Source organism: Yaniella soli, from assembly GCF_054782375.1.
This window is the reverse complement of sequence record NZ_BAAGSP010000006.1, coordinates 120,534-142,769: the sequence shown is the minus strand read 5'-3', so window position 1 is coordinate 142,769 and position 22,236 is coordinate 120,534. Positions and strand designations below refer to the sequence as shown.

The following is a 22,236-nucleotide window of genomic DNA, read 5'->3' as shown; positions in this document are numbered from 1 at the left end:
AATTCACTATCAATCCGCAGCAACAGCATGATCGTTAAACAGGTCGACCTGCTCGCACCGACGAAATGCCATATCAATCAGTTCGTTCAGTGGTTCCTCGCCTCGGGTGACCCAGCGTCGCATAGCCACACGAACCAAGCTGACGGCCATTGCAGCAAGCAACTCGGGAAACACGTCATCATCCAGTTCGGTGCCCATGCGCTCTGCCAGCGCCTGCGCAAAGGTCTGTTCGACCAGGGCAATCTTCCCCAACTGATAGGCCATCAACGATGGGTGGGCTTGCGTCAGCCGTTGACGTGCTAACACGCGCTCTCGGTCGGCTGGTTCTTCACCAAAGTATTCAGTGTTCATGATCGCCTGATGCAACGCTCGCATTGGCGGCTCATGAGCGGGCCGGTCTAGTAGCAAAGCCCGCACTTGCACCGCACTCTCGGCGGCTTCGGTGACAAGTGCGTCTTCTTTGCTTTCGAAATAATTGAAGAATGTGCGAGGCGAAACGCCAGCAGCTTGAGCTATCCCTTCCACGGTAAGACTCTCAACCCCGTCGTCTAGGGCGAGGTCCAGGGCAGCACTTCGAATGGCACGTCGTGTCTCAAGTTTTTTCTGTTCACGGCGGCCCAGCGAGACGTCTTCCACAAATTGCATAGAAGACGATACTAAACAAAACTTGCACACTGTGCAAGTTTTTTATTGTCACTCTGACTGACCGATACATCACTGGTGACATGGGGCACAGGCGAGTTATTCTGTAGCGCTCTCCGGCCGTGCTGCTTGCCAGCGTCGGTAGGACCAAATCGTCAGCACGATCACCACTGCCCATCCGATCCCCACAACGGCGCCATGCCAAATGTTTGGAGCTGAGATGAATGCGCCGATGGCAACCAGGGAGATCTGACCTGGGATGACCGCGATAATACTGGCCAGCATGTAAGCCCGTTGGCCCACGCCGAACGCCCCACTGCCATAGTTGATGGGCCAATAAGGGAAGCCAGGCAGCAACCTGAGCATAAACACTGCTTGAAACCCGGCCTGATCCAGGTGGCGTTCAACCGTGCTGTGATGTGAACCCAACAATTTAGCGGTCGCTTCACGTCCGAGACCACGAGCCATCCAGTATGCACCCCAGCAGCCGATGAGGACCCCAATGACCGACAGGATGGTTCCTTCGACCACGCCAAAGAGCAATCCGGCCGTCACGGCCATGACGGTCACCGGAATCGGAGTCAACCCCACCACGGCGTAGATACCGATAAAGATCAGCCATGCGGCCCACCCCCAAGAAGCGATGAGGTCACGCAACTCGTCGGCGGAAGGCAGTTGGACGTTGAACACTAACCAGAGCAGCAGAAGGAGCACTACGACAAGTGCTGTATTGCGGATGAGTGATTCCCATGCGAAACGAGAGGAATCCGTTTCGTTGCGGTCCTGCCCACCGGGCGCGTTTCCGTCTTGCGTTGACGACATGCCACCACTGTAGTGCTCAACGTGCAGTGAGCGCACCTGTTTGTATTCTGCTCGAGCGATAGAACTGTTAGCGCTTTGTGAGTTCTTGAGCTGCCGTGACAGATTCCAATACTTTTTCTGCTCGCATACCGACCGATTGAATATCTGCTTGGCCACGCTGAAACATAGCAGCTGCCTGAGCCGTAGCGGCGAGATCATTGGCGGCGCGAGACATCAAACGATGGATATCGTTTGCTCCGGGTGGCACATCAAGATCACGTTCGCCAAAACGTTCACGTGCGTCAGAACAGATGGTGCGGACTGTTTCAAGCGCGTCAGTCAATACATTGCCCGCATTGACGAGCCCATTCTGTTCTTCTTTCGAAATCTCGTGTTGCCGGTCTGGCGCAATAATTTGCCAGTACCGATCCAGCGAGCGGGCAAAACGGTCATGAGCATGGCGCCACAACAGGGTGCCAAGCTCTTGATCGAGTTTCTTTGCCTCACGACGGCGGGCAAACGGGCGGGGTCTCATCACCAATCAGTGTCTCATACTGTCAACACGATTTTTCCAACACGGTCTGGCTCTGCAAAACGTTCGTAAGCTTCTGCGGTCTCTGCGAGCGCAAACGTTTGGGCAATGAGCGGGTCAATCTTCCCTTCGGTAAACAGCGGCCAAATCTGCTCGGCCACACCGCGAAGAATTTCGCCTTTTTCCGATGCTGTGCGTGGACGCAGAAGATTGCCCGTCAGCACCGCTTGCTTGGCCATGAGCCGTAGAAAATTGATTGGCCCCTTGATACCGCCTTGAGTGCCAATGACGACCCAACGGCCACCGTGTGCAAGGGCTCGCATATTATCTTCAGAGTATTGGGCGGCAACGATATCGAGAATAATGTCAGCACCGTGACCATCGGTGATCTCGTCGATGCGTTCCACAAAATCCTCGGTTCGATAGTTTATGCCGTGGGCCCCGAGAAATTGCGCATACTCGACTTTCGCGTCGGAACCTGCCGTGGCGATTGGCTGGCCACCCATCGCTTTCACCATTTGGACGGCCATCGTGCCGATACCTCCGGCGCCCCCATGTATGAGGACTCGATCGCCCTTTTGAAATTTTGCGGTCATGAAAACGTTGAACCATACGGTGGCGGCTGTCTCGACAATACCTGCGGCTTCAATGGCATCGAGCTGATCTGGCACAGGCAGCACCTGGAGCGCATCCACAACCACGTATTGAGCATAACCACCACCAGCGAGCAGCGCGCATACGCGGTCATCGACGTTCCAATCGGATACGCCCTCGCCGACCGCGGCAATAGTCCCAGCTACTTCGAGGCCAGGAATATCCGTGGCGCCTTCTGGCACGTTGTAACCTCCGATGCGCTGGAGCACATCGGCGTTGTTGATGCCAGCAGCTTCAACTTTGATCAACACCTCCCCTGCTGCCACCTTCGGTACATCCTGGGAGACGAGGCGAATATCAGCAGGATGCTCCTTGCTGAGTTTGTCGACGCCGCGCTGAGGAATAAAGCGAATTGCTTGCATTTGTGGAGGTAAGGACATATGTTTCATCATCGTCATTCAGGTTCGCTGGCGTCAACGTATGGCCGTCCCAGCCCTCAGCCTGCCCGATTAGGCACGTGCGGGTTTCAGCGGGTACACTGTTACCTCGTCTGGATGGTTGTCCGAGCGGCCGAAGGAGCTGGTCTTGAAAACCAGAGGGCGGCAACCCCGTCCCGGGGGTTCAAATCCCCCACCATCCGCTGACGAGGCCCCCGAATCATCGCGATTCGGGGGCCTTTCGCCTTGCTTGACCCCTCTCACGCGTCACGGCCGGGCTCTCAACGCGACGGAGGAGCCGACCCCTGGCATCCCGAGGCTATATCTCTGGCCTCCTCTCGGCGTCGATGATGTAGGGGGCCATGTAGTCACTCGCTAGTCTCACCTACCCGAATTTTCTCCGGCAATTGTCCTCGTGGATACGACGCGTCCAGCACTTCTCTCACCGTCTTGCGAGCAGGTTCGCTACCGATGAAATGGGCTAAGCAACATGAGCACTTTTCCTGGGCCTGCTGTCCAACATTCGCCACCTGAAATACCCACCGGCGGCAAGGGATCTCGAGTCCCTCATGATCTGCAATCCCTAGGGAGCGGGTGAAATTCATCGATTATTCTCGCGCCACCATTCAATATCGCTTTTTCATGCTGAATTCTGGAAAGATTTGCGCTTTATTTGATACTCCGAAAACCGGTTTTCGTCGCAAATCGGCCACTTCAACTGTCGGGAAATGTCCCGTCACGCTAAGCTGAAGCTCGTTGGACCACCCCGCAAACTGTCCGAGCAGCGCGAGGACAACAGGAGAAGCACGGCTGGGATGACCCGCGAAACAGCGGGGGAAGAAGCCGCTTCGAGATGGTTCATGCAAGAGGCTTGTAACCGCGTCAAGAATCTCAAAACTTGATGTAATGCCAGAGATGACTTTGGCGATAGTCAGCTATGAGCCGCAGGACGACGGAGGTGTGTGCGACTGGAACGTGACTGATCTGCCTTGCAATTTTTGAGCACTGGAGGAGTATTTTCTGAAGACTCATACGGCACCAAATCTCGCGGGGAATCCGCCGAAAAAGCGGACAGGCGGCACAGTCATCACGATTTCGACGCTGCTCGCATTTTCACACGGATTGCAGATGTATGCGATCGTTCCTGCATATCCAACGTTGACCACAGAGCTCGGCTTGAGTTACTCACAGGTCGGGTTGATGGTGTCACTGTGGTTCCTGGGGTATTCGATTGCTCATGTGCCGGCAGGTTTTCGCAGCAGCTGCCTGGGGTTTGAAACACGTCGCGGTCTGGGGCGGCCTGATAACCGCCGTCTCTAGCGGCCTGATTGCCATGTCCGGGTCCTATGGATTCATGCTGACCTCGCGCTTTATCGGTGGCATCGGCATGTCTTTGGTCGTCGCATCCATTTTCCCGTTGGGTAACTACTGGTCTAAACCTGAAAACGGCAAACTCGTGGCCGGCATCCTCAACGGCCTGGGATTGACCGGAGGCTCTGCTGTTGGACTGTACGTCTGGACAATCCTCACGGAGGCTATGGACTGGCGAAGCAGCCTGTGGATTGCGACCGGGATCGGTATCGTCATTGCACTGGCCGCAGCCGCGCTCATCGAGATTCCGAAAAATATGGATGAGCTCGAAGGTGATGAGTTTAGCTGGGCCAACACGAAGAAGGTATTGACATCGAAGACCATGTGGGGCATCGGTATCGTCAGTGTTGCCGCCTACGGGGCATTCTTTACGGTGTCCCAGCTCGGCCCTGGGTTTGCTGAAACCGAGCACGGTTTCAGCTCCTCACACGCCAGCCTGCTGGGCCTGGTCATGCTGTTGGTGGGTATCCCAGGTTCAATCCTCGGCGGTATCTTCGCAGACCGCGCCAAGAAATTCCGTTCCACACTATGGGTCCCAGCGACTATCATCGTCGTCCTGTTGGCGCTCATACCACTCGTCAGCAATGTTCTACTGTGGGTCGTCCTCAGCCTGATCGGCGTCTTCGGCATGATGTATCTCTCCCCCGCCAGCGTGTCACCAAGTGAATACCCCGAAGAAGTCTCGAGTCAGGACTTCGCAACGGCATTGGGCCTGGTACTGACGCTTGGCAACTTGGGCGCGGTCGTCGTCCCCTACGTCTACACATTGGGTACCCAGCTCGGTAGCTCCGCTCTCGGTTGGTGGCTCGTTGCCGGGCTATCGGCGCTGAGTTTGCTGGGCATCCGGATGGCGAAGGAATCTCGTGGAAAACGCTCGAACCATGAGGTCACCTCCCAACGGGTTGTTGAGCACGTCGACCAGAAGGTCAGGATCTAGGTCTGCACGACACACCGTCGGGGCATGATGCAGTATCCACTGCGTCATGCCCCGAGATATTTAAGGAGTCTTTATTAAGGCTCCAACTCGGTTCGGCAGCGTTTATAGCAGGATCGGGGCGTTACGGATTCGCTATTCTCCCTCAACTGTGTAATGTTAACCCTTGTTCAACTAAGGAGTTGAAACTCACGAAAAGTGGGTTTGACTAAGGCGCGCGCCGAAGAGTATCCGGGCCTGTGCAGCCAGTCGAAATCCTGCGTGAGTGCCCGACCTGGTTTGAAATGTTGTGCTTTAACCACGGCAACTGTTCTGTGGCGATGCGTTTAATCGTTGCATCGGAGTGAGCCTGCGCGAGAGGTCGGGCCGTATGGCGCAAGAGGCGCCATATTGGACGTTCGAGCGAAAGGAATGCTGTGCCACCTGCATCGCAAGGTCAAGAATTATTCCAAATATCCATCCCTGTCGTGGTGTTGTTGATCGTCCTCTTTTACGGAGGAACTCTGCTCATGTCATGGTTCATCAGCCGTAAAAAGGAGAACGCTGATGATTACATGACTGCTGGAAACAAAATCGGTTTCGGTGTTTCCGCGGCCTCCATGACAGCTACCTGGATCTGGGCGTCGTCGATGTACGCATCGGCCGAGGCTGGATATAACTACGGTGTCTCTGGACCAATCCACTACGGACTCTGGGGCGCGCTGATGATTCTGTTCATCTATCCCTTCGGTAAACGCATTCGAAAAGTGGCACCCAGAGCGCATACGCTAGCCGAAGTCATGTATGCACGGCATGGCCGCTCTTCACAACTGATGCTGGCTGGCTCCAATGTTCTGGGCTCCACCATCTCTCTCACCTCAAATTTTATTGCTGGCGGAGCGCTCTTCGCGATCCTGACGCCTCTGACATTTGGCACCGGCATTGTCGTCGTGGCGGCCGGTGTACTGCTCTATACCCTGTGGTCCGGTTTCCGCGCTTCTGTTCTGACCGACTTTGGGCAGGTAATGGCCATGCTCGGGGCCACCGCCATCATCATTCCGGTGGTCTTCTTCGCCGCCGGCGGCCCGAGCATGTTCGAAGCTGGCGCCGCTGCCGGCAACGTAACCGCTGAACAGCAAAATTTCTTCTCATCCGAAGCGTTCATGAACCAAGGCGCACCCTACATTGCTGCCGTCCTCGCCTACGCCATCGGAAACCAAACGATCGCTCAGCGTCTCTTTGCGGTACGTGAAGATCTCATCAAACCAACGTTCATTACCGCAACGGTCGGGTACGGTGCCACGATTATCGGCATCGGCATGTTCGGCGTCATTGCACTATATATTGGTCTCGAACCACTTGATGGAGACCTCAACAACCTCATCCCACAGATGGCTGGCACATATCTCGGCCCAGTGCTGTTGTGCCTGGCATTCATCATGATCATCGGCTCGCTGTCGTCGACCGCCGACTCAGATCTTTCCGCACTGTCGTCCATTGTGATGACCGATATTTACGGTCAAGGCAAGGGCCGCGGCAAGGCAAACCCACGTACCATGCTGCTCATCGGTCGTGTCACCATGATCGTCGCCACGGCGGCCGCACTCTATTTCGCGACGGCGCAGTTCAGTATTCTGGACCTCTTAGTGTTCGTCGGCGCGATGTGGGGTTGCCTGGTCTTTCCGGTCATCGCATCGTTCTACTGGAAGAAGATCACAAACGCAGCCTTCACCACGTCAGTGCTGGCCGCCCTGGTCTTTTTCTTACCTGTTCGCTTCGAATGGATCCCCGTCGATGGCATCCTGGGTTACGGCGTAGAGCTCATTTCGATCGTTGGGGTCGGCGTCATCCTTGGCATCATGGGCTTCGGGTTCTTCGGCATGAAACCAGCCCTGATCATCGCGACAGTCGCCATGGTCGCGGTCTTGCCCTTCAGTTTCGACTACCTACGGGACTATCCAGTGTTGACCGGATCACTTGTGGCCTACGCGGTGAGCTTCCTCGTGTGCTACTTCATGTCCGTGCGGTCCAAAGAAAACTTTGACTACTCGGTGATTCAGAAGATCACCGGTGACTTCGATCCTGAGGAAGAAGAGCTCACAGAGACCGAACTTGTCTCAGTCAAAAACACAACCGGGAAGAAACAAGGAGAATAATATGACTGCTGGACTGACCTTTTACATTCTGATGTGGCCGGTACTGGTGGCCGGCGGCATGTTCGTCATCGCACGTGGGTTCTTCAAGGATTGGGCTGAAGCCCGCCGCGAGAGACGCACGATTATCTAACGACTCGACGTTGACAAATTCCCGTCCGCTTGTGGACTCGGCCGTAGCCGGTTCCGCAAGCCGACGGGAATATTTGGTTAACCACTGCGCAGCATCCCAGAGGGCCGATACACTACAAAGCACCATGAAGCATCCCTCAGGTGAGACACTTTTAGACCGAATCCTGCGCATTCTGTCGGCATTTGATGCCCGGCGCAGACAGCTTTCCGTTGCAGAACTCTCCCGGCTCGCCGATATTCCCCTGGCCACGACCTATCGCCTCGTAACCCAGCTCAGTACCGAAGATATCCTCACCCGCTATCCCGACGGCACCGTCGGTCTCGGGATGCGCCTGTGGGAACTCGTCGCCCGTTCCTCCCCCGCCGTCAGCCTGCGGACGGCCGCCATGCCGTTTCTTGATGACGTGCAAGCCATATTCCGTCAACACACCCAACTCTCGGTGCTCGATAATCACGAAGTCTTGGTGGTGGAACGTCTCTCATCGCGCAACTCCGTGGTCAACCAGGCGACGGTGGCAACCCGCATGCCACTCCATACCGTCTCCATGGGATTGGCACAGCTCGCCTTCCAACCCGGCTACATCGTCGAAGAATATTTCACCACACACCCCGAAGTTGCAGACATGAACTACCCGACGACCGGCGATATCCACACGACCCTGACCAAAATCCGACGCGAGGGCTACGCCATGCTGGACGGCATGCTCGACGATGGCACCACCGGCGCAGCCGTCCCGGTGTTCAACACGCTGACCGGGCGCAACCGAGTCGCTATTGCCGCAATTTCCGTCGTCGTCCCCGAAGACTTTGAACAACGTTCCGCCGTCATCCCGGTCCTGATGGCTGCCTCGCGGGGCCTCTCCCGGGCGCTGCACCCACTCCCCGAGCCCACATAATTCTCATTGCGTGAGAATCCAGTGGCGTGGAGCACTCCATGTATCCGACACTGAGAGGGTAGGTCACGTTGAGCTGAGTCGACAGGAGTTGAAATGACCACACAGACAGAAACCACACAGGTGGGTATTGTCGGCGGTGGGCCGGCCGGTTTGATGCTATCGCACCTGCTGCAACGCGCCGGCATCGACAACATCGTGTTGGAAGCACGCGATTACGACACGATCAAAAATACGCACCGCGCGGGCATTTTAGAAACCGGCGCTGTGGAACTGCTGACCGACTACGGCGTGGAATCCCGCGTCAAAGACATCGGCTATGAACACCACGGCATTGACCTGCGGTTCGACGGAGAATCACATCGCATTAATTTCAAAGAGCTCATTGACGCCTCCGTTTGGCTCTACCCGCAAAACGAAGTCTTCGTAGATCTTGCGGCAGCTCGTGCTCGTGACAACGGCGATGTGCGGTATGAACATACCGTCACCGATCTGACCGAAGTGGAAAGCGACCGCCCCAAGATCCATTACACCAACGAGCAGGGCGCTTCAGGCGTCATCGAAGCACAGATCGTGGTGGGCACCGACGGTTCGCGTTCATATTGTCGTCGGGCTATTCCCTCCGAGACACGCCTCGAACACAAGATCGAGTACCCCTTTGCCTGGTTTGGCATCCTGACAGAAGCCCCACCGAGTGCAGAGGAGCTCATCTATGCGAACTCTCCGCGTGGTTTTGCACTGATCTCTCAGCGCAACGAGACGGTGCAGCGTCACTATTTCCAGTGTGATCCCGAAGAAAATCCCGACGACTGGACCGAGGACGAGATTTGGGCCGAACTGCAGGCACGCGTCGACGGACCAGATGGCTTCCAACTCAAACGCGGACCGATCTTTGAAAAAACTGTGCTGAAGTTCCGCTCGTTCGTGGCCGAGCCCATGCGCTGGGGCAACCTGTTTCTGGCCGGCGACGCGGGGCACACTGTGCCACCAACCGGAGCGAAAGGGCTCAACCTAGCACTTGCCGACGTCAAGGTACTCTTCAGCGCACTCGAACAGTACTTCACCAACGCGGACAGCACCGGCATTGACAACTACTCTGAAACTGCACTCAAGCGGGTTTGGAAAGCGCAGAACTTCTCCTACTGGATGACCAGTATGCTGCACACCCGCGAGGATGCCAGCTCATTTGAAACCCGTCGTGCCATCGGTGAGTTGCACACCGTGGTGGGTTCCACATATGGCAAACAATACCTCGCCGAATCCTACTGCGGCTGGCCGCACGAATAATTCACACGACGAAAGGAATGCGACGTGTCTACTCAAAACACTCCTCGCCTGGACCCGCTGGCCACAGCAGACTCCCAGGACACCATCGATACCGAAATCCAAGATATTCAGACGGCCTACCAGTCTGCGCTCGCGGATCCCACACAAGAAGAAACCCAACCGCGGCTGAACTACCCGCCGTATCGGTCCTCGCTGCTGCGCCACCCGACCAAGGATCTACACCACACCGATCCCGAAACCATTGAATTGTATTCACCGGCCTTTGGGCACCGTGATGTACACATGTTGGAGTCAGACTTGACCATCCAGCACAACGGCGAGCCGATCGGCGAGCGCATCGTCATCCGCGGACGGGTACTCGATGGTAATGGTCGCCCGGTGGCCGGTCAGCTCATCGAAGTCTGGCAGGCCAACGCCGCCGGACGGTATATCCACAAACGCGACCAGCACCCGGCACCGATCGATCCGAACTTCTCGGGCGTGGGCCGCGCCATCACCGGTGCTGACGGCTCCTATGAGTTCACCACCATCAAGCCGGCACCGTATCCGTGGAAGAACCATCACAACGCTTGGCGGCCCGCCCACGTGCACTTCTCGCTGTTCGGCACTGACTTCACCCAGCGCATGATTACGCAAATGTATTTCCCCGGTGATCCACTATTTGCCCTGGACCCGATTTACCAGTCGATCACCGACCAGAAGGCGCGCGATCGCCTGGTCGCCACCTATGATCACTCGGTCACAACTCACGAATGGAACACCGGTTACTGGTGGGACATCGTCTTGACCGGATCCCAACAAACTTGGATGGAGGACGAAGACCATGACCACTAATGATCTCACCCCAACGCCCGGCCAGACCATCGGGCCATTCTTCGGATACTTTAATGCCGCCGAAAGTGTCCACCTCCCATTTGAAAATGGGGACAACCTCGTACCACCCGGCGACGCGCGTGCCGTCCAACTGATCGGAACCGTCTACGACGGTGAGGGCAACCCGATCCCCGATGCGATGATCGAAATCTGGCAGGCCGATGAACACGGCAACATCCCCAACCAGGACGGCTCACTCATTCGTGATCCGTTCGCGTTCACCGGTTGGGGTCGGGCAACCACCGATAATGTGGGCACCTACCGTTTCACCACCGTCGAGCCCGGCGCGACCGATGACGGCAAAGCACCCTTCATCCACATCGTCGTCTTCGCTCGCGGTCTGCTGAACAAACTGCATACCCGCGCCTACATCCCGGATACCGATGGTCTTGATGACGATGCGACCATTGCGGCACTGGGTGAGCGCGGACAGAACTTGATCGCGACCCGCGACGGCAAACGACTGGTCTTCGATATACATCTGCAGGGCGAACAGGAGACCGTGTTCTTCCAGTTCCCCGGCATGACGTACCCGAAACCATAGGTTCACTCACCGATACCCGCTCGTCAATACGAGCGGGTATCGTTGTGTTTATCCCCAACCAAAGGACCCGCATCCCGTGAATGATTTCGGATTACTCAATCCCGCCTGGGCCGGGACCCGGGCGGCTGAACTCACCTCAGATGCCGCGTTCGGCCAAGCCATGCTCGATGTCGAAGCAGCGTGGTGCCGCGCCCAAATTCGGTTCGGAACCGCACCGGAATCCATCGCCAATGCCGTCGACGCGGCCTCGAAAATCGCCGACTATGACCTCGCGGCACTCGCCGAGCAGACCCCCGACGGCGCCAACGCTCTCATCCCGTTGTTGAGCGCGCTTCGCGCCAAAGTCGCCGAGCACGATCCAACGGCAGCTGGCTACGTCCACCGCGGCGCTACCTCGCAGGACATCATCGATTCCGCGCTGATGCTGGTGGCAGCTCGCGTGGGCGAATACGTCGTGGGCAACGTGAAAACCACGGTGCGAGAGCTGACGGCACTCGCCGATCAGCATGCACACACGGTGATGATCGGCCGATCGCTGGATCAGCACGCCCAACCCATCACCTTCGGATTTCGAGTCTCCCAGTGGATTGAAGCACTCGGCTCGGCCGGCCAACACTTCGAACGAACGCTTGCCTCACTGCCTGTGCAGTGGGGTGGTGCGGTCGGCACGTCGACGTGGTGGGTGGATTATTTCAAGGCACAACAGCCCGAGTCCGATCCGATGGAGCTGGTGAATCGTCAGCGGGATCTCCTCGCCGAAGAGCTCGGGCTCGGCGCCGCATCGGTGTGGCACGCCAACCGAGTGCCCGTTCTGCAGTTGGCCCAAAGCGCATTTCAGATCACGGCCGCCGCTGCCAAACTGGCCAACGACGTCCTCACTGCGGTCCAAGCTGAGCACGGCGAGCTGTCGGAACCGACCAAAGCCGGGCGCGGTGGCTCCTCAGCGATGCCGCATAAGCACAATCCGGTCCTGTCGATCCGACTGAAGCATGCCGCCCAACAAGCCAGTGGCGACTTGAACACCTTACAAACCGGCGTCATCGCCAATACCGCCGAACGTGCCGATGGTGGCTGGCATACCGAATGGGCCGCGCTGCGCAACATATTGCGCACCACCGGGGCCGTCAGTGAAGTACTGGCCGAGCTCGCCGGTGGGCTCGAAGTCCACGCCGATGCGATGCGGCGCAACCTGGATATCCATGGAAACTATATTTTTCTGGGCCGGATCAGCAATTGGCTTGGTCCAATCGTTGAGGCCCACGGTGGCGCCGAACCTGGCGATGGTACGCAACTGGTCAGCAGTATCTGCCAGGAGGCCATCGCCGCCCAAGACGATATGGCCCAGACCCTGGTGACCAAACTGCCTGCAGGCGTGGTCACGGTATCGGCCGTAGAAAAGATGTTGGATCCTGCCGGGTATACCGGCGGAGCTGCGAGTCTCGTGACAGCAGTCAATGCACGTTATAGAAAGTGGAGCACATGAGCGAACCAAAGATCTCGGGTATTCAATTCACCGAACAAGACCCTTCCAAACCACTGCTGATCCTGGGCCCAGGCATCGGCACAGCGGTCGAACCCCTGTGGGGCAAAACAGCCCAACTGCTGGCTGAACACTATGAGATCATCGGCTACGATCTGCCCGGCCACGGACGTTCAGAACCCTCCACCGAGCAGTGGTCGTTGGATCACCTGGCCAATGTGGCAGCGCGCATCGCCACAGATGCGACCGTCGGCACCGAGAGGAAAGTCTTTTTCGCCGGCGTCTCGCTCTCGGGTGCGGTGGCCCAGCGCGTGGCCGCACTGCACGGCAACGTGTTCGACCGCGTGGCCATGGTATGTTCCTCGCCAAAATTTGGGACACCCGAGGCGTGGCAAGAACGCGCAGACTTTGTCGCCAAAGCGGGCACACCCGCCATGGTAGAGCGCGCTTCGAAGACATGGTTTGCCCCCGGATTCATCGAGGCGCACCCGACGGAATCCACCGCACTGTTGCATTCGCTGCAGGACGCGGATCGGTTCTCCTATGCGCACGCCGCAATTGCGCTGTCCGAATTCGATATGACCGATCAACTCTCCAGCATCTCAACACCCATGCTCGCACTGGCTGGCGCCGAAGATCCGGTGTCACCGCCGGAACATGCCAAGACCGTCGCAGCGACAGTCCAAGATGGTCAAGCCGCGGTGCTGGACAACGTAGCCCACCAGGCACCAGCCGAAGACCCCGAAGGTACGGCACACATCCTGCACGCCTTCTTCAGTGGCCAGAGCGTGGAGCAGTCTTCAGGCGATACGCCAATGCATGAGATCTATGACGCAGGCATGACGGTCCGCCGCGAAGTGCTCTCGGATGCTCACGTCGACCGTGCCACAGCCAACGCTGACGAGTTCACCGAAGACTTCCAAGAACTCATCACCCACTATGCCTGGGGCAGCATTTGGACCCGGCCGGGCATTGACCGCCGGATGCGTTCTGCCGTAACCCTGACCGCCATGGTTGCGGGCAGCTACTGGGAAGAACTAGCCATGCACGTCAAGGCCGCGCGCCGCAATGGCTTGAGCGTGGACGAGATCAAAGAGATCCTGCTCCAAACAGCCATCTACTGCTCGGTGCCCGCAGCAAACGTCGCCTTCTCCGTCGCAAAGAAAGCTCTAGCGGAGTACAACGAAGAAGCGTAACCAAACATGCACTTCCGTCTGGTACCGCAATTCGCTAGAGTGGAGAATATCGCAGAGTGAACTTACGTTCGCACAGCGAACAACTCTTTTTGAGGTTCGGAAGGAATCATGCAGCAGGTATACATTTACGATGCACTACGCACGCCATTCGGTCGTCTCGGCGGCGGACTCGCAGGCGTGCGCCCCGACGATATGGCCGCGACCGTCATCACCAAGCTCGTCGAGCGCTACCCCAACCTCGACACCGCCAAGATTGATGACGTCGTCTTTGGCAACGCCAACGGTGCCGGCGAAGAAAACCGCAACGTCGCCCGCATGGCCGCGCTACTCGCCGGACTACCAACCTCCACCCCTGGTGTGACCGTCAACCGCCTGTGCGGTTCGTCGTTGGACGCAGCCTTCCACGGCAGCTACTCCATCGGCGCCGGTGACAATAACCTGGTGATCACCGGTGGGACCGAGTCCATGTCCCGTGCCCCTTACGTGGTGCCAAAACCCGAGCGCGCCTACCCCGCGGGCAATAGCCAAATGGTCTCGACCACCCTGGGCTGGCGGTTGATCAACCCCGATATGCCCAAGGAGTGGACCGTCTCGTTGGGTGAAGCCACCGAGCAACTCGTGGACAAATACGAAGTATCACGCGACCGCCAAGACCAGTACGCCGCACTGTCTCACCAGCGCGCCAACGCCGCATGGGAAGCCGGCCAGTACGATAACCTCGTGGTTTCGGTTGACGACGTGGCACGTGACGAAACGATCCGCCCAGAATCCACCGTCGACACCCTGTCGAATCTGCGCACCGTGTTTCGGAAAGAAAACGGCACGGTGACCGCTGGCAACGCGTCATCCATGAATGACGGTGCCGGGGTGGTACTGATGGGCTCCGAGCAAGCCGCTGCAACCCTGGGCGCCGATCCGCTGGTGCGTGTGGTGTCTCGCGGTGTGGCCGCCAACGAACCACAGTACTTCGGCGAGGCTCCGGTACCGGCGGCCAACCTTGCACTCGAACGTGCTGGCATCACCTGGGATCAGGTGGGCGCCATCGAACTCAACGAAGCCTTTGCCGCGCAGGTGTTGGTAAACCTCGATAGCTGGGGCATCGACCTCGAAGACGAACGCGTCAACGCCTGGGGCGGTGCGATTGCACTGGGCCACCCACTGGGTGCATCCGGTTCGCGCGTACTGGGCACGCTGTCTCGTCGATTGAAAGCTGAGAACCGCCGTTGGGGTCTGGCTGCGCTGTGCGTCGGTGTGGGCCAGGGTGTTGCCGTGGTGGTTGAAAACGAAGACGCCACTGAGTAAAGGAAGCGATATGACCAAGATTGTAAAGACCGCTGCTGACGCGGTCGCCAATATCTCGGACGGCTCAACGGTATTGATGGGTGGCTTCGGCGATGCCGGACAACCCATGGAACTCATTGAGGCGCTCCTTGAAAGCGGCGCCACCGACCTTACCGTCGTCAATAATAATGCTGGCCAAGCCGATGCTGGACTGGCACTGCTGATCAAAGAACGCCGAGTGAACAAAATTATTTGTTCATTTCCGCGCCAAAAAGACTCTTGGCACTTCGATGAGGCCTACCGAGCCGGTGACATTGAGCTGGAACTGGTCCCCCAGGGCAACCTGGCCGAACGTCTCCGTGCCGCAGGTGCCGGTATCGGCGCATTCTTCACGCCGACCGGTTACGGCACCATGCTGGCCGAAGGCAAAGAGGTCCGCGAAATCAACGGCCGGAACTATGTGCTCGAGTATCCCATCCACGGTGATGTTGCCCTGATCAAAGCGTTCAAGGCCGATGAAAAAGGCAACCTGGTGTACCGCAAAACTGCGCGCAACTTCGGTCCGATGATGGCCACCGCGGCCAAACAGACCATCGTGCAAATCGAAGAGATCGTGCCGACCGGTGCGATCGACCCAGAAAATGTGGTGACCCCGTCGATCTATACCGACGTGATGGTGGCACTCGAAACTGAATCCACCGCACTGGCCGCCCGTGAACAAGGAGCGAACTAATGCTACGTAGCGAAAAAGTTGATCGGAATACCCTGGCGAATTTCGTGGCCGACGACATCGAAGCGGGTTCGTTCGTCAATCTCGGCATCGGCCAGCCCACCCTGGTATCGAACTATCTGACCGCGGAACACGATGTCACCCTGCACACCGAAAACGGTATGCTGGGTATGGGTCGTGCCGCGGAAGAAGACGAGATCGACGTCGATCTTATTAATGCCGGCAAGATCCCGGTGACCGAGACCCCGGGCACCGCGTTCTTTCACCAAGCCGACTCGTTTGCCATCATGCGCGGCGGCCACCTTGATGTGTGCGTCCTGGGTGCGTTTCAAGTCTCTGCTACCGGCGACCTGTGCAACTGGCACACCGGCGCCGAAGATGCGATTCCAGCAGTCGGTGGGGCAATGGATCTCGCCATCGGCGCCAAGCAGGTTTATGTGATGATGAACCTGTTTACTCGTGACGGCGACATCAAGCTGGTCCCCGAAGCGACCTACCCGCTGACAGGCGTGGGCTGTGTGTCGCGGTTATACACCGATCACGGCATCTTCGAACTCTCCGACTCTGGCACCGTGAAAGTACAAGCCCTGTTTGGTCTGTCATTCGACGAGTTGCAGTCCAAGTCGGAAATCGAATTCATTGATGCAACCGGAAACTGACTCAGCACTATTCGTCCAGTCGTTTGCCCGGGGCCTCGAGGTGATCGAGGCTTTCGGGCAGGCGCCGGCGATGACGCTCACAGAAGTTGCCGAAGCTACCGGGCTCTCCCGGGCCACGGCGCGGCGCTTCCTCCACACGCTGGTGGGTCTCGGGTATATGCGGGCGACCGAGAAAACGTTTGAGCTCACCCCAAAAATCATGAACCTGGGTTTTGCCTACCTCGCGTCCCAGCCACTCGTGAAGCTCGTGGACCCGGTACTGGCTGCGCTGGCCAAAAAACTGGGTCATTCGACCTCGGTTTCGGTGCTCGAGGGTACCGACGTCGTCTACATTGCCCGTCAGGAAACGACGTCCATCATGCGGGTCAACATTACGGTCGGCACACGGTTTCCCGCGTATGCGACGTCGATGGGACGCGTGTTGCTCGCCGGACTCGATGACGCCGAACTCAACGAGTACTTCGCGCAGGCTGAGCTCACCGAGGTGACCGCTGAGACCCTCACCGATCAGGGCTCCCTGCGCGCCGAACTGTCAAACATCCGGGCGCAGGGCTATGCCATCGTCGAAGGTGAATTAGAAGTTGGCCTGGCCTCCGTGGCCGTGCCGATTCGCAACCGCGCAAACAAGACCGTGGCGGCGTTGAATACCTCGGTGACGGTCACTCGGCACACGCCAGAAGACCTCACCGAGCTGCTCCCCGCACTGCTGGACGCGGCCGATGAGGTATCCAACGCCCTCTAGAAGCGTGTCGTCTGCTCGGCGAATGTATCGAGCACCCCGGCATCATCGATGGTAGCCGGTGCCGAGACATCATCGCCCTCCACGATCGAGCGCATCGTGCGGCGCAGAATCTTCCCCGAACGTGTTTTCGGCAGCCCCCAGACGATCTCGACATCACGGAAGGCAGCAACCGCACCAAAGTCGTGCCGGACTTTCGCCACGAGTTCCTCGCTCAACTGCTGCGGCGCAATATCGGTTCCGGCGGTGAGCACGACGTAGGCCACTGGCTTTTGCCCCTTGAGCCCATCGGCCACACCGATCACCGCGGTTTCAGCCACCGCTGGATGCTCAGCAATCACGGCCTCAAGCGTGCCGGTCGACAAACGGTGCCCGGCTACATTAATCACGTCGTCGGAACGCCCCAAGACGAACACGTAGCCCTCATCATCCATATACCCGGTATCCCCGGTTTCGTAATACCCCGGAAATGCGGCCATATATGACGAGTGGAAGCGTTCCGGTTCGCCGTAGAGCCCAACCATCGCACCGGGTGGCAGCGGAAGTTTGATGACGATATTGCCTTCGGCTCCGGGTTGAACAGGTTCACCCAGCGGATTCACGACCCCGACTTGATAACCGGGCACCGCAACCGATGGAGACCCCGCTTTGAGCGGCATAGGATCCAGCCCCCGCAGATTGGCGACGATGGGCCAGCCGGTTTCAGTCTGCCACCAGTGATCCACGACGGGTTTGCCCGTCACCTCACCCAACCAGTGATACGTGTCTTCGTCCAGTCGTTCTCCAGCTGAAAACACCGCGTCAAGAGCCGACATATCGTAGCGCTGCCACTGGTCGCCAGTGGGATCTGCCGCCCGAATGGCACGGTAGGCGGTGGGGGCCGAGAAGATCATCTTCGCCTTGTGTTCCGAGGCCACGCGCCAGAAAGCTCCGGCATCAGGTGTGCCCACCGGCTTGCCCTCATAGACCACTGTGGTGGCCCCCGCGATCAGCGGCGCATAGACAATGTAGGTGTGGCCCACCACCCAGCCGACGTCGGAGGCCACGAACATCGTCTCGCCCGCCTCGATGTTGTAAATGTTCGGCACCGACCATGCGGACGCCACCGCATAACCACCTTGATCGCGAACTACCGCTTTGGGTTTCGACGTCGTACCGGATGTATGCAGCAAGTACAGCGGATCCGTGGCGGCCACGGGCACGGCATCGACGGGCTGATTTGCCCAAAGCTGTTCGTCAAGATCCAGCCATGAACTATCAAAGTCGGCAATGGCGTCATCAATTTCGGCACGCTGTTTGACCATCACAACGTCTGGCTTATGATTGGCGCGCTCGATCGCGTCAGCCACATTGGGCAAGTAGCGGATGGCGCGGGCTGGTTCGACGCCCCCGTTGGCGGCAAGCACGGCCTTCGGGGTGGCATCATCCAATCGAGTGGCAACCTCTTTCGAGGCAAAACCACCAAATGTGACAACGTGGACGGCACCCAGCCTGGCAACAGCCAACATCGCGATCAACGCTTCGGGAATCATGGGCATGTAGATCAACACGCGGTCGCCGCGCTCAATGCCGTTAGCCCGCAGGGCTCCCGCTAACCGAGCGACTTGATCCAACAGTTCGGCATAACTATAGGTCACCTGCTGATCGGTCATGGCTGAATCCCAGATGACGGCGGGTTGCTCACCGCGACCTTGCTCTACCCAGCGATCCAGGGCCTGATAGGTAATGTTGAGTTGACCGTCCGGGTACCATTGCCAGGATTCTGCGCCGTCGTAATCTAACCCGCGACTCGGTGGCGTATGCCAGTCCAGTAGGTCTGCCTGCTCGAGCCAGAACCCCGCGGGATCCTGTGCTGCGCGATCGAAAACTGCCTGGTAGGTGCTACCTGACGTTTGGGGTGTTTGTTTGCCCATGATGCTCCTTCGAAAAACCGGAGTACTGACTTACGGCCAAGAATGTATACATTCGGTGAGTCACACCTTAGCTGCTTGTGAAGTGCGGCACAAAGTCGGGTGGCGCTGTACCGCAAGGCAAGTCATCGTTTTGCCGAATCCCGTTCCGTCCGATATGGTAAAAGGGTTATTTGGTCACGCTCGCGTGTCCAATGCTCAGGAGGCGTGCCAGAGAGGCCGATTGGACTTCACTGCTAATGAAGGGTCTGTTTAAAAGCGGACCGGGGGTTCGAATCCCCCCGCCTCCGCAGCGAAAGTCCCGGAAACGACGCAACGTTTCCGGGGCTTTACTGTAGGTCCCGAGACTGCATGAGCAGCTGGACCAGTAGCTGCCTGGACCGCCTTTGATCAATCGCCTCACAACGCCTTCGGGCAAGACAATCGCGGAGGGTTCCCCGCCTCCTGGAAGCTGATATTCCTGAACGGCTGTGCGTAGCCTTTCGGCCCGGTCCAATACTGCTCAAGGCTTGGTCGAGTAGCAGTCGCGCACGATCAGCTCCGACTTCATAAACGTGCGCTTTTGTGCCCTGTATACATCGCAACCAGCGTAGTGAACCACGGTGGACCAAGACTTGCACAAGCCGCGTGAGGCGGGCGAAACTGAGATATAGCCTGTGGTCAAAATCAGTAGAGGGGTATTTTATGACGACCGAAGACGTATTCAATTCCAACCTTGCACGCGCTGGTCGGGCACTGGTGGGAATTTCCACCTGGTACATCGCCGACGAGACCGGTATCGAGCGCGAAGATATCAGAAAATTTGAACGCGGCATCCTGGGTCTGCCGGATGAACAACAAGATGCCATCCGCGCCGTACTAATCGAACACGGCGCCTTGTTCCTACCGGATTCCCAGGCTGGTGGCTACGGTGTTCGCCTCAAATACTCCGGTTCAAAAGCCAAACAAATTGATCGTTGGGAAGGCGAAGGTGGCCCCGCCGCCGAAGACGACGTCTAAGCCCATGAAAAAAGCTCCCCGGAAACCCGGGGCGCTTTTATTATGTCTTATTCTTTGCCGTCATCATCCGTGGTGTGGATTTGCTGCGCAATAATCTTAATCAGATCCTGTGCCTCATGCTGCTCCAACACCGTGTGCTCCGTGAGTGTTTCCGCTGCATCATCAAGACGCTCATCACGGACCATCGCTTCGATTTGATCCCGGATCCACGGTGGAAGATCGTCGGATGACATCGTAATGGTTTCCGATTCGCGACTAATCTGCACCTCAAACTGCTGTGGCTGTGGTGTATCTTCCACCTGTTCGAGCCATTCAGCAGGCACGGTCAGATCGGTCACTTCTTGTTCCGCATCATGACCGGCGGGAATAAACGGATCAGAACCCGCCACATCCTCCAGCGGCGCGTCATCGCTGTTTTCCTGCGCTTCATCGCCGTGCTCCTGTGGGAACTGATAGAGCGCTTGCACATCGACGAATGCTTCGATACGACCCACACCGGTCGCCTTGTGATACACCTCGGCCGCCTGCGCCAACTGGCCCACAGCAAGATAGCGGTACACCTTGGTATGGGTGTCTTCGTCGAGCCGGTTGGCAGCAGCTACCGCACCGTCTTCAGACATGCGGTCAAACAGTGCCGGTTTGCCCCGGGCACCCGCGGTTGCGTCGGCGTTATTCGTACCGGTCGACTTGCCCAAGAAGGCAATGAAGCCCCAGACGACTAAACCTGACACCGCAAGCAGCAGCAGAGGGATAATGAATTCCATGCAGCCCATTGTACTGTCAAGTGGTCACGGCTGTGACGCGTTCTGCTGTTGGGCGGCTTTAATTCGCGGTTGGACAACAAAAACATATAACAGCGCCGTTGCAACCAACGCGACGCTGGCCAAACCCGCCGTCATGAGCACGGTTCCAAGCCAACCGTAACCGGTGAGAAAAATGCCACCAAGCCAGCCGAACAGCGAAGATCCCGCGTAATAATAGAGGTTATATAACGACGTCGATTGCGCCCGGCCACCCTCAGCTGCGGCGCCGGCCCACCCCGAGGCCACCGAATGCGCACCAAAAAACGCCCCGGTAAATACCAGGAGCCCAAAGAACAGGACCCAAATGTTTGGGACGAGTGTGAGCAGCACGCCGGCAATCATCGTGATGGTCAACACCATGAGCACTTGGGACGGCCGGTATTTCGTCGCCATGCGTCCCGCCCACGGCGACGTGACGGTCCCCATCAGATACGCCAAGAACACCAGTGATACCACGGAGACCGGCAGGCTGAATTCGTCGAGCAGGTGGAAGCCTAAGAAGTTGTACACCGCAACGAAACCACCCATCAGCAGCATCCCCTGCAAATACATCACGTTGAGCACCGGCGAGCGCAGGTTGGTGGTGATCGATGCGACAGCCCTGCGCAGCGACGTCGTCGTCGGGGTAAATTTCCGAGCCACCGGGGTCAACAACAGAAAACAAATCGCCGATGCGACGGCAAGCGCAAGCACGACAGCCATGCCGATGCGCCAGTGATACCACTCCCCGATGGGTGCGGCGATGATGCGACCGATCAGTCCACCGATGACGGTTCCCGCGATGAAGGTGCCGGCCGTCTGACCGGCTGAAGCCGGGTGAACCTCTTCATTGAGATAGGCCATGGCTAAGGCTGGCACACCACCCAGTGCAACACCTTCTAGCACACGAAACGCCAGGATGGCCCCAAAACTCGGCGCTAAGGTCGCGCCGATGCCGAAGAGACAGGCGGCAACAATGGAGATGGTCATTGCGGGTTTCCGACCGAGACGATCCCCCACAAACGACCACGGGATCACGGCCGCTGCCAGTCCAATTGTCGAGGCTGACACGAGCAGGGCGGCTTGGTCTGCGGTGGTCTCGAGGTCTGCTGCGATGAGTGGCAGCAGACCCTGTGGCGAATATAACTGCGCGAATGTCGCGACCCCTGCGAAAAATAACCCGGCCAGTAGACGACGGAACCCCGCGGTTTTGGGTGGGTGCCCCAACCAGATGTGCCCGGTCTGTGGGTCGGGGGTCACGGGCGGGTGCATGGTCGCCTTTCGTCGC

22 protein-coding genes and 2 tRNA genes are annotated in these 22,236 nt (G+C 58.0%); 17 read left to right on the top strand and 7 right to left on the bottom strand.

The features are described 5' to 3' along the window. Positions 1–9: 9 nt before the first annotated feature. The 4 genes from ACYVJT_RS05090 to ACYVJT_RS05075 form a co-directional block, all read right to left on the bottom strand. Positions 10–645 carry a TetR/AcrR family transcriptional regulator gene (locus ACYVJT_RS05090; RefSeq protein WP_343956617.1) on the bottom strand — a complete coding sequence of 212 codons (636 nt, stop codon included), beginning with the start codon at positions 643–645 and terminating at the stop codon, positions 10–12. Positions 646–741: 96 nt separating this feature from the next. Next, positions 742–1,464, bottom strand: a complete 723-nt coding sequence (locus ACYVJT_RS05085) for a TVP38/TMEM64 family protein (RefSeq protein ID WP_343956616.1) — start codon at positions 1,462–1,464, stop codon at positions 742–744. Positions 1,465–1,531: 67 nt separating this feature from the next. Continuing rightward, entirely contained in the window at positions 1,532–1,978 is a 447-nt protein-coding gene (locus tag ACYVJT_RS05080) for a hypothetical protein (RefSeq protein WP_343956615.1), read from the bottom strand. A gap of 14 nt (positions 1,979–1,992) precedes the next feature. After that, a complete protein-coding gene (locus ACYVJT_RS05075) occupies positions 1,993–3,009 on the bottom strand; it encodes an NAD(P)H-quinone oxidoreductase (protein WP_343956614.1) in 1,017 nt (338 codons plus the stop codon). A 112-nt stretch (positions 3,010–3,121) separates the two neighbouring features. Between ACYVJT_RS05075 and ACYVJT_RS05070 the strand changes: the two genes are divergently transcribed. The 15 genes from ACYVJT_RS05070 to ACYVJT_RS05000 all read left to right on the top strand — a co-directional run bounded on the left by ACYVJT_RS05070 (position 3,122) and on the right by ACYVJT_RS05000 (position 17,260). Next, a tRNA-Ser gene (locus tag ACYVJT_RS05070) sits at positions 3,122–3,209 on the top strand. A 925-nt stretch (positions 3,210–4,134) separates the two neighbouring features. Continuing rightward, positions 4,135–4,326 (top strand): hypothetical protein, encoded by a 192-nt coding sequence (locus ACYVJT_RS05065; RefSeq protein WP_425579858.1) that lies wholly within the window; start codon positions 4,135–4,137, stop codon positions 4,324–4,326. Continuing rightward, entirely contained in the window at positions 4,244–5,314 is a 1,071-nt protein-coding gene (locus tag ACYVJT_RS05060) for an MFS transporter (protein WP_343956613.1), read from the top strand. The genes ACYVJT_RS05065 and ACYVJT_RS05060 overlap by 83 nt, the downstream gene beginning before the upstream one ends. A gap of 413 nt (positions 5,315–5,727) precedes the next feature. After that, entirely contained in the window at positions 5,728–7,446 is a 1,719-nt protein-coding gene (locus ACYVJT_RS05055) for a sodium:solute symporter family protein (RefSeq protein ID WP_343956612.1), read from the top strand. 1 nt (position 7,447) lies between these two features. Then, positions 7,448–7,576: a putative transporter small subunit gene (locus tag ACYVJT_RS05050; RefSeq protein ID WP_343956611.1), complete on the top strand. Its 129-nt coding sequence runs from the start codon at positions 7,448–7,450 to the stop codon at positions 7,574–7,576. A gap of 124 nt (positions 7,577–7,700) precedes the next feature. Continuing rightward, positions 7,701–8,471, top strand: a complete 771-nt coding sequence (locus ACYVJT_RS05045; protein WP_343956610.1) for an IclR family transcriptional regulator — start codon at positions 7,701–7,703, stop codon at positions 8,469–8,471. 93 nt (positions 8,472–8,564) lie between these two features. Beyond that, positions 8,565–9,755 carry a 4-hydroxybenzoate 3-monooxygenase gene (locus tag ACYVJT_RS05040; protein WP_343956609.1) on the top strand — a complete coding sequence of 397 codons (1,191 nt, stop codon included), beginning with the start codon at positions 8,565–8,567 and terminating at the stop codon, positions 9,753–9,755. Between the two features lie 24 nt (positions 9,756–9,779). Beyond that, positions 9,780–10,589, top strand: a complete 810-nt coding sequence (pcaH, locus tag ACYVJT_RS05035; RefSeq protein ID WP_343956608.1) for a protocatechuate 3,4-dioxygenase subunit beta — start codon at positions 9,780–9,782, stop codon at positions 10,587–10,589. Further along, complete coding sequence (gene pcaG, locus ACYVJT_RS05030) at positions 10,579–11,172, top strand: protocatechuate 3,4-dioxygenase subunit alpha (RefSeq protein ID WP_343956607.1); 594 nt, start codon at positions 10,579–10,581, stop codon at positions 11,170–11,172. Before pcaH ends, pcaG begins: the two co-directional genes overlap by 11 nt. Positions 11,173–11,248: 76 nt before the next feature. Next, the gene (locus ACYVJT_RS05025; protein ID WP_343956606.1) at positions 11,249–12,655 is read left to right on the top strand and encodes a lyase family protein; all 1,407 of its coding nucleotides are present in this window, start codon (positions 11,249–11,251) and stop codon (positions 12,653–12,655) included. Next, complete coding sequence (gene pcaDC, locus ACYVJT_RS05020; protein ID WP_486389585.1) at positions 12,652–13,848, top strand: bifunctional 3-oxoadipate enol-lactonase/4-carboxymuconolactone decarboxylase PcaDC; 1,197 nt, start codon at positions 12,652–12,654, stop codon at positions 13,846–13,848. Before ACYVJT_RS05025 ends, pcaDC begins: the two co-directional genes overlap by 4 nt. A gap of 108 nt (positions 13,849–13,956) precedes the next feature. Then, a complete protein-coding gene (locus ACYVJT_RS05015) occupies positions 13,957–15,150 on the top strand; it encodes a thiolase family protein (protein ID WP_343956605.1) in 1,194 nt (397 codons plus the stop codon). Positions 15,151–15,160: 10 nt separating this feature from the next. After that, positions 15,161–15,862: a 3-oxoacid CoA-transferase subunit A gene (locus tag ACYVJT_RS05010; protein ID WP_343956603.1), complete on the top strand. Its 702-nt coding sequence runs from the start codon at positions 15,161–15,163 to the stop codon at positions 15,860–15,862. Beyond that, complete coding sequence (locus tag ACYVJT_RS05005; RefSeq protein WP_343956602.1) at positions 15,862–16,518, top strand: 3-oxoacid CoA-transferase subunit B; 657 nt, start codon at positions 15,862–15,864, stop codon at positions 16,516–16,518. The genes ACYVJT_RS05010 and ACYVJT_RS05005 overlap by 1 nt, the downstream gene beginning before the upstream one ends. Beyond that, positions 16,502–17,260: an IclR family transcriptional regulator domain-containing protein gene (locus ACYVJT_RS05000; RefSeq protein WP_343956601.1), complete on the top strand. Its 759-nt coding sequence runs from the start codon at positions 16,502–16,504 to the stop codon at positions 17,258–17,260. The genes ACYVJT_RS05005 and ACYVJT_RS05000 overlap by 17 nt, the downstream gene beginning before the upstream one ends. Here ACYVJT_RS05000 and ACYVJT_RS04995 read toward each other — a convergent pair. Then, on the bottom strand, positions 17,257–19,170 hold the full coding sequence (locus tag ACYVJT_RS04995) for an AMP-binding protein (protein WP_343956600.1): 1,914 nt from the start codon (positions 19,168–19,170) through the stop codon (positions 17,257–17,259). The two genes, ACYVJT_RS05000 and ACYVJT_RS04995, sit on opposite strands and share 4 nt — an antisense overlap. Before the next feature lie 198 nt (positions 19,171–19,368). Between ACYVJT_RS04995 and ACYVJT_RS04990 the strand changes: the two genes are divergently transcribed. After that, positions 19,369–19,457: transfer RNA gene (locus ACYVJT_RS04990), tRNA-Ser, on the top strand. A gap of 394 nt (positions 19,458–19,851) precedes the next feature. Next, positions 19,852–20,166 carry an XRE family transcriptional regulator gene (locus tag ACYVJT_RS04985; RefSeq protein WP_343956599.1) on the top strand — a complete coding sequence of 105 codons (315 nt, stop codon included), beginning with the start codon at positions 19,852–19,854 and terminating at the stop codon, positions 20,164–20,166. A gap of 47 nt (positions 20,167–20,213) precedes the next feature. Here ACYVJT_RS04985 and ACYVJT_RS04980 read toward each other — a convergent pair whose 3' ends face one another. Both ACYVJT_RS04980 and ACYVJT_RS04975 read right to left on the bottom strand, forming a co-directional pair. Then, positions 20,214–20,930 carry a hypothetical protein gene (locus ACYVJT_RS04980; RefSeq protein ID WP_343956598.1) on the bottom strand — a complete coding sequence of 239 codons (717 nt, stop codon included), beginning with the start codon at positions 20,928–20,930 and terminating at the stop codon, positions 20,214–20,216. Between the two features lie 24 nt (positions 20,931–20,954). Then, on the bottom strand, positions 20,955–22,220 hold the full coding sequence (locus tag ACYVJT_RS04975) for an MFS transporter (RefSeq protein ID WP_343956597.1): 1,266 nt from the start codon (positions 22,218–22,220) through the stop codon (positions 20,955–20,957). Positions 22,221–22,236: the final 16 nt, after the last annotated feature.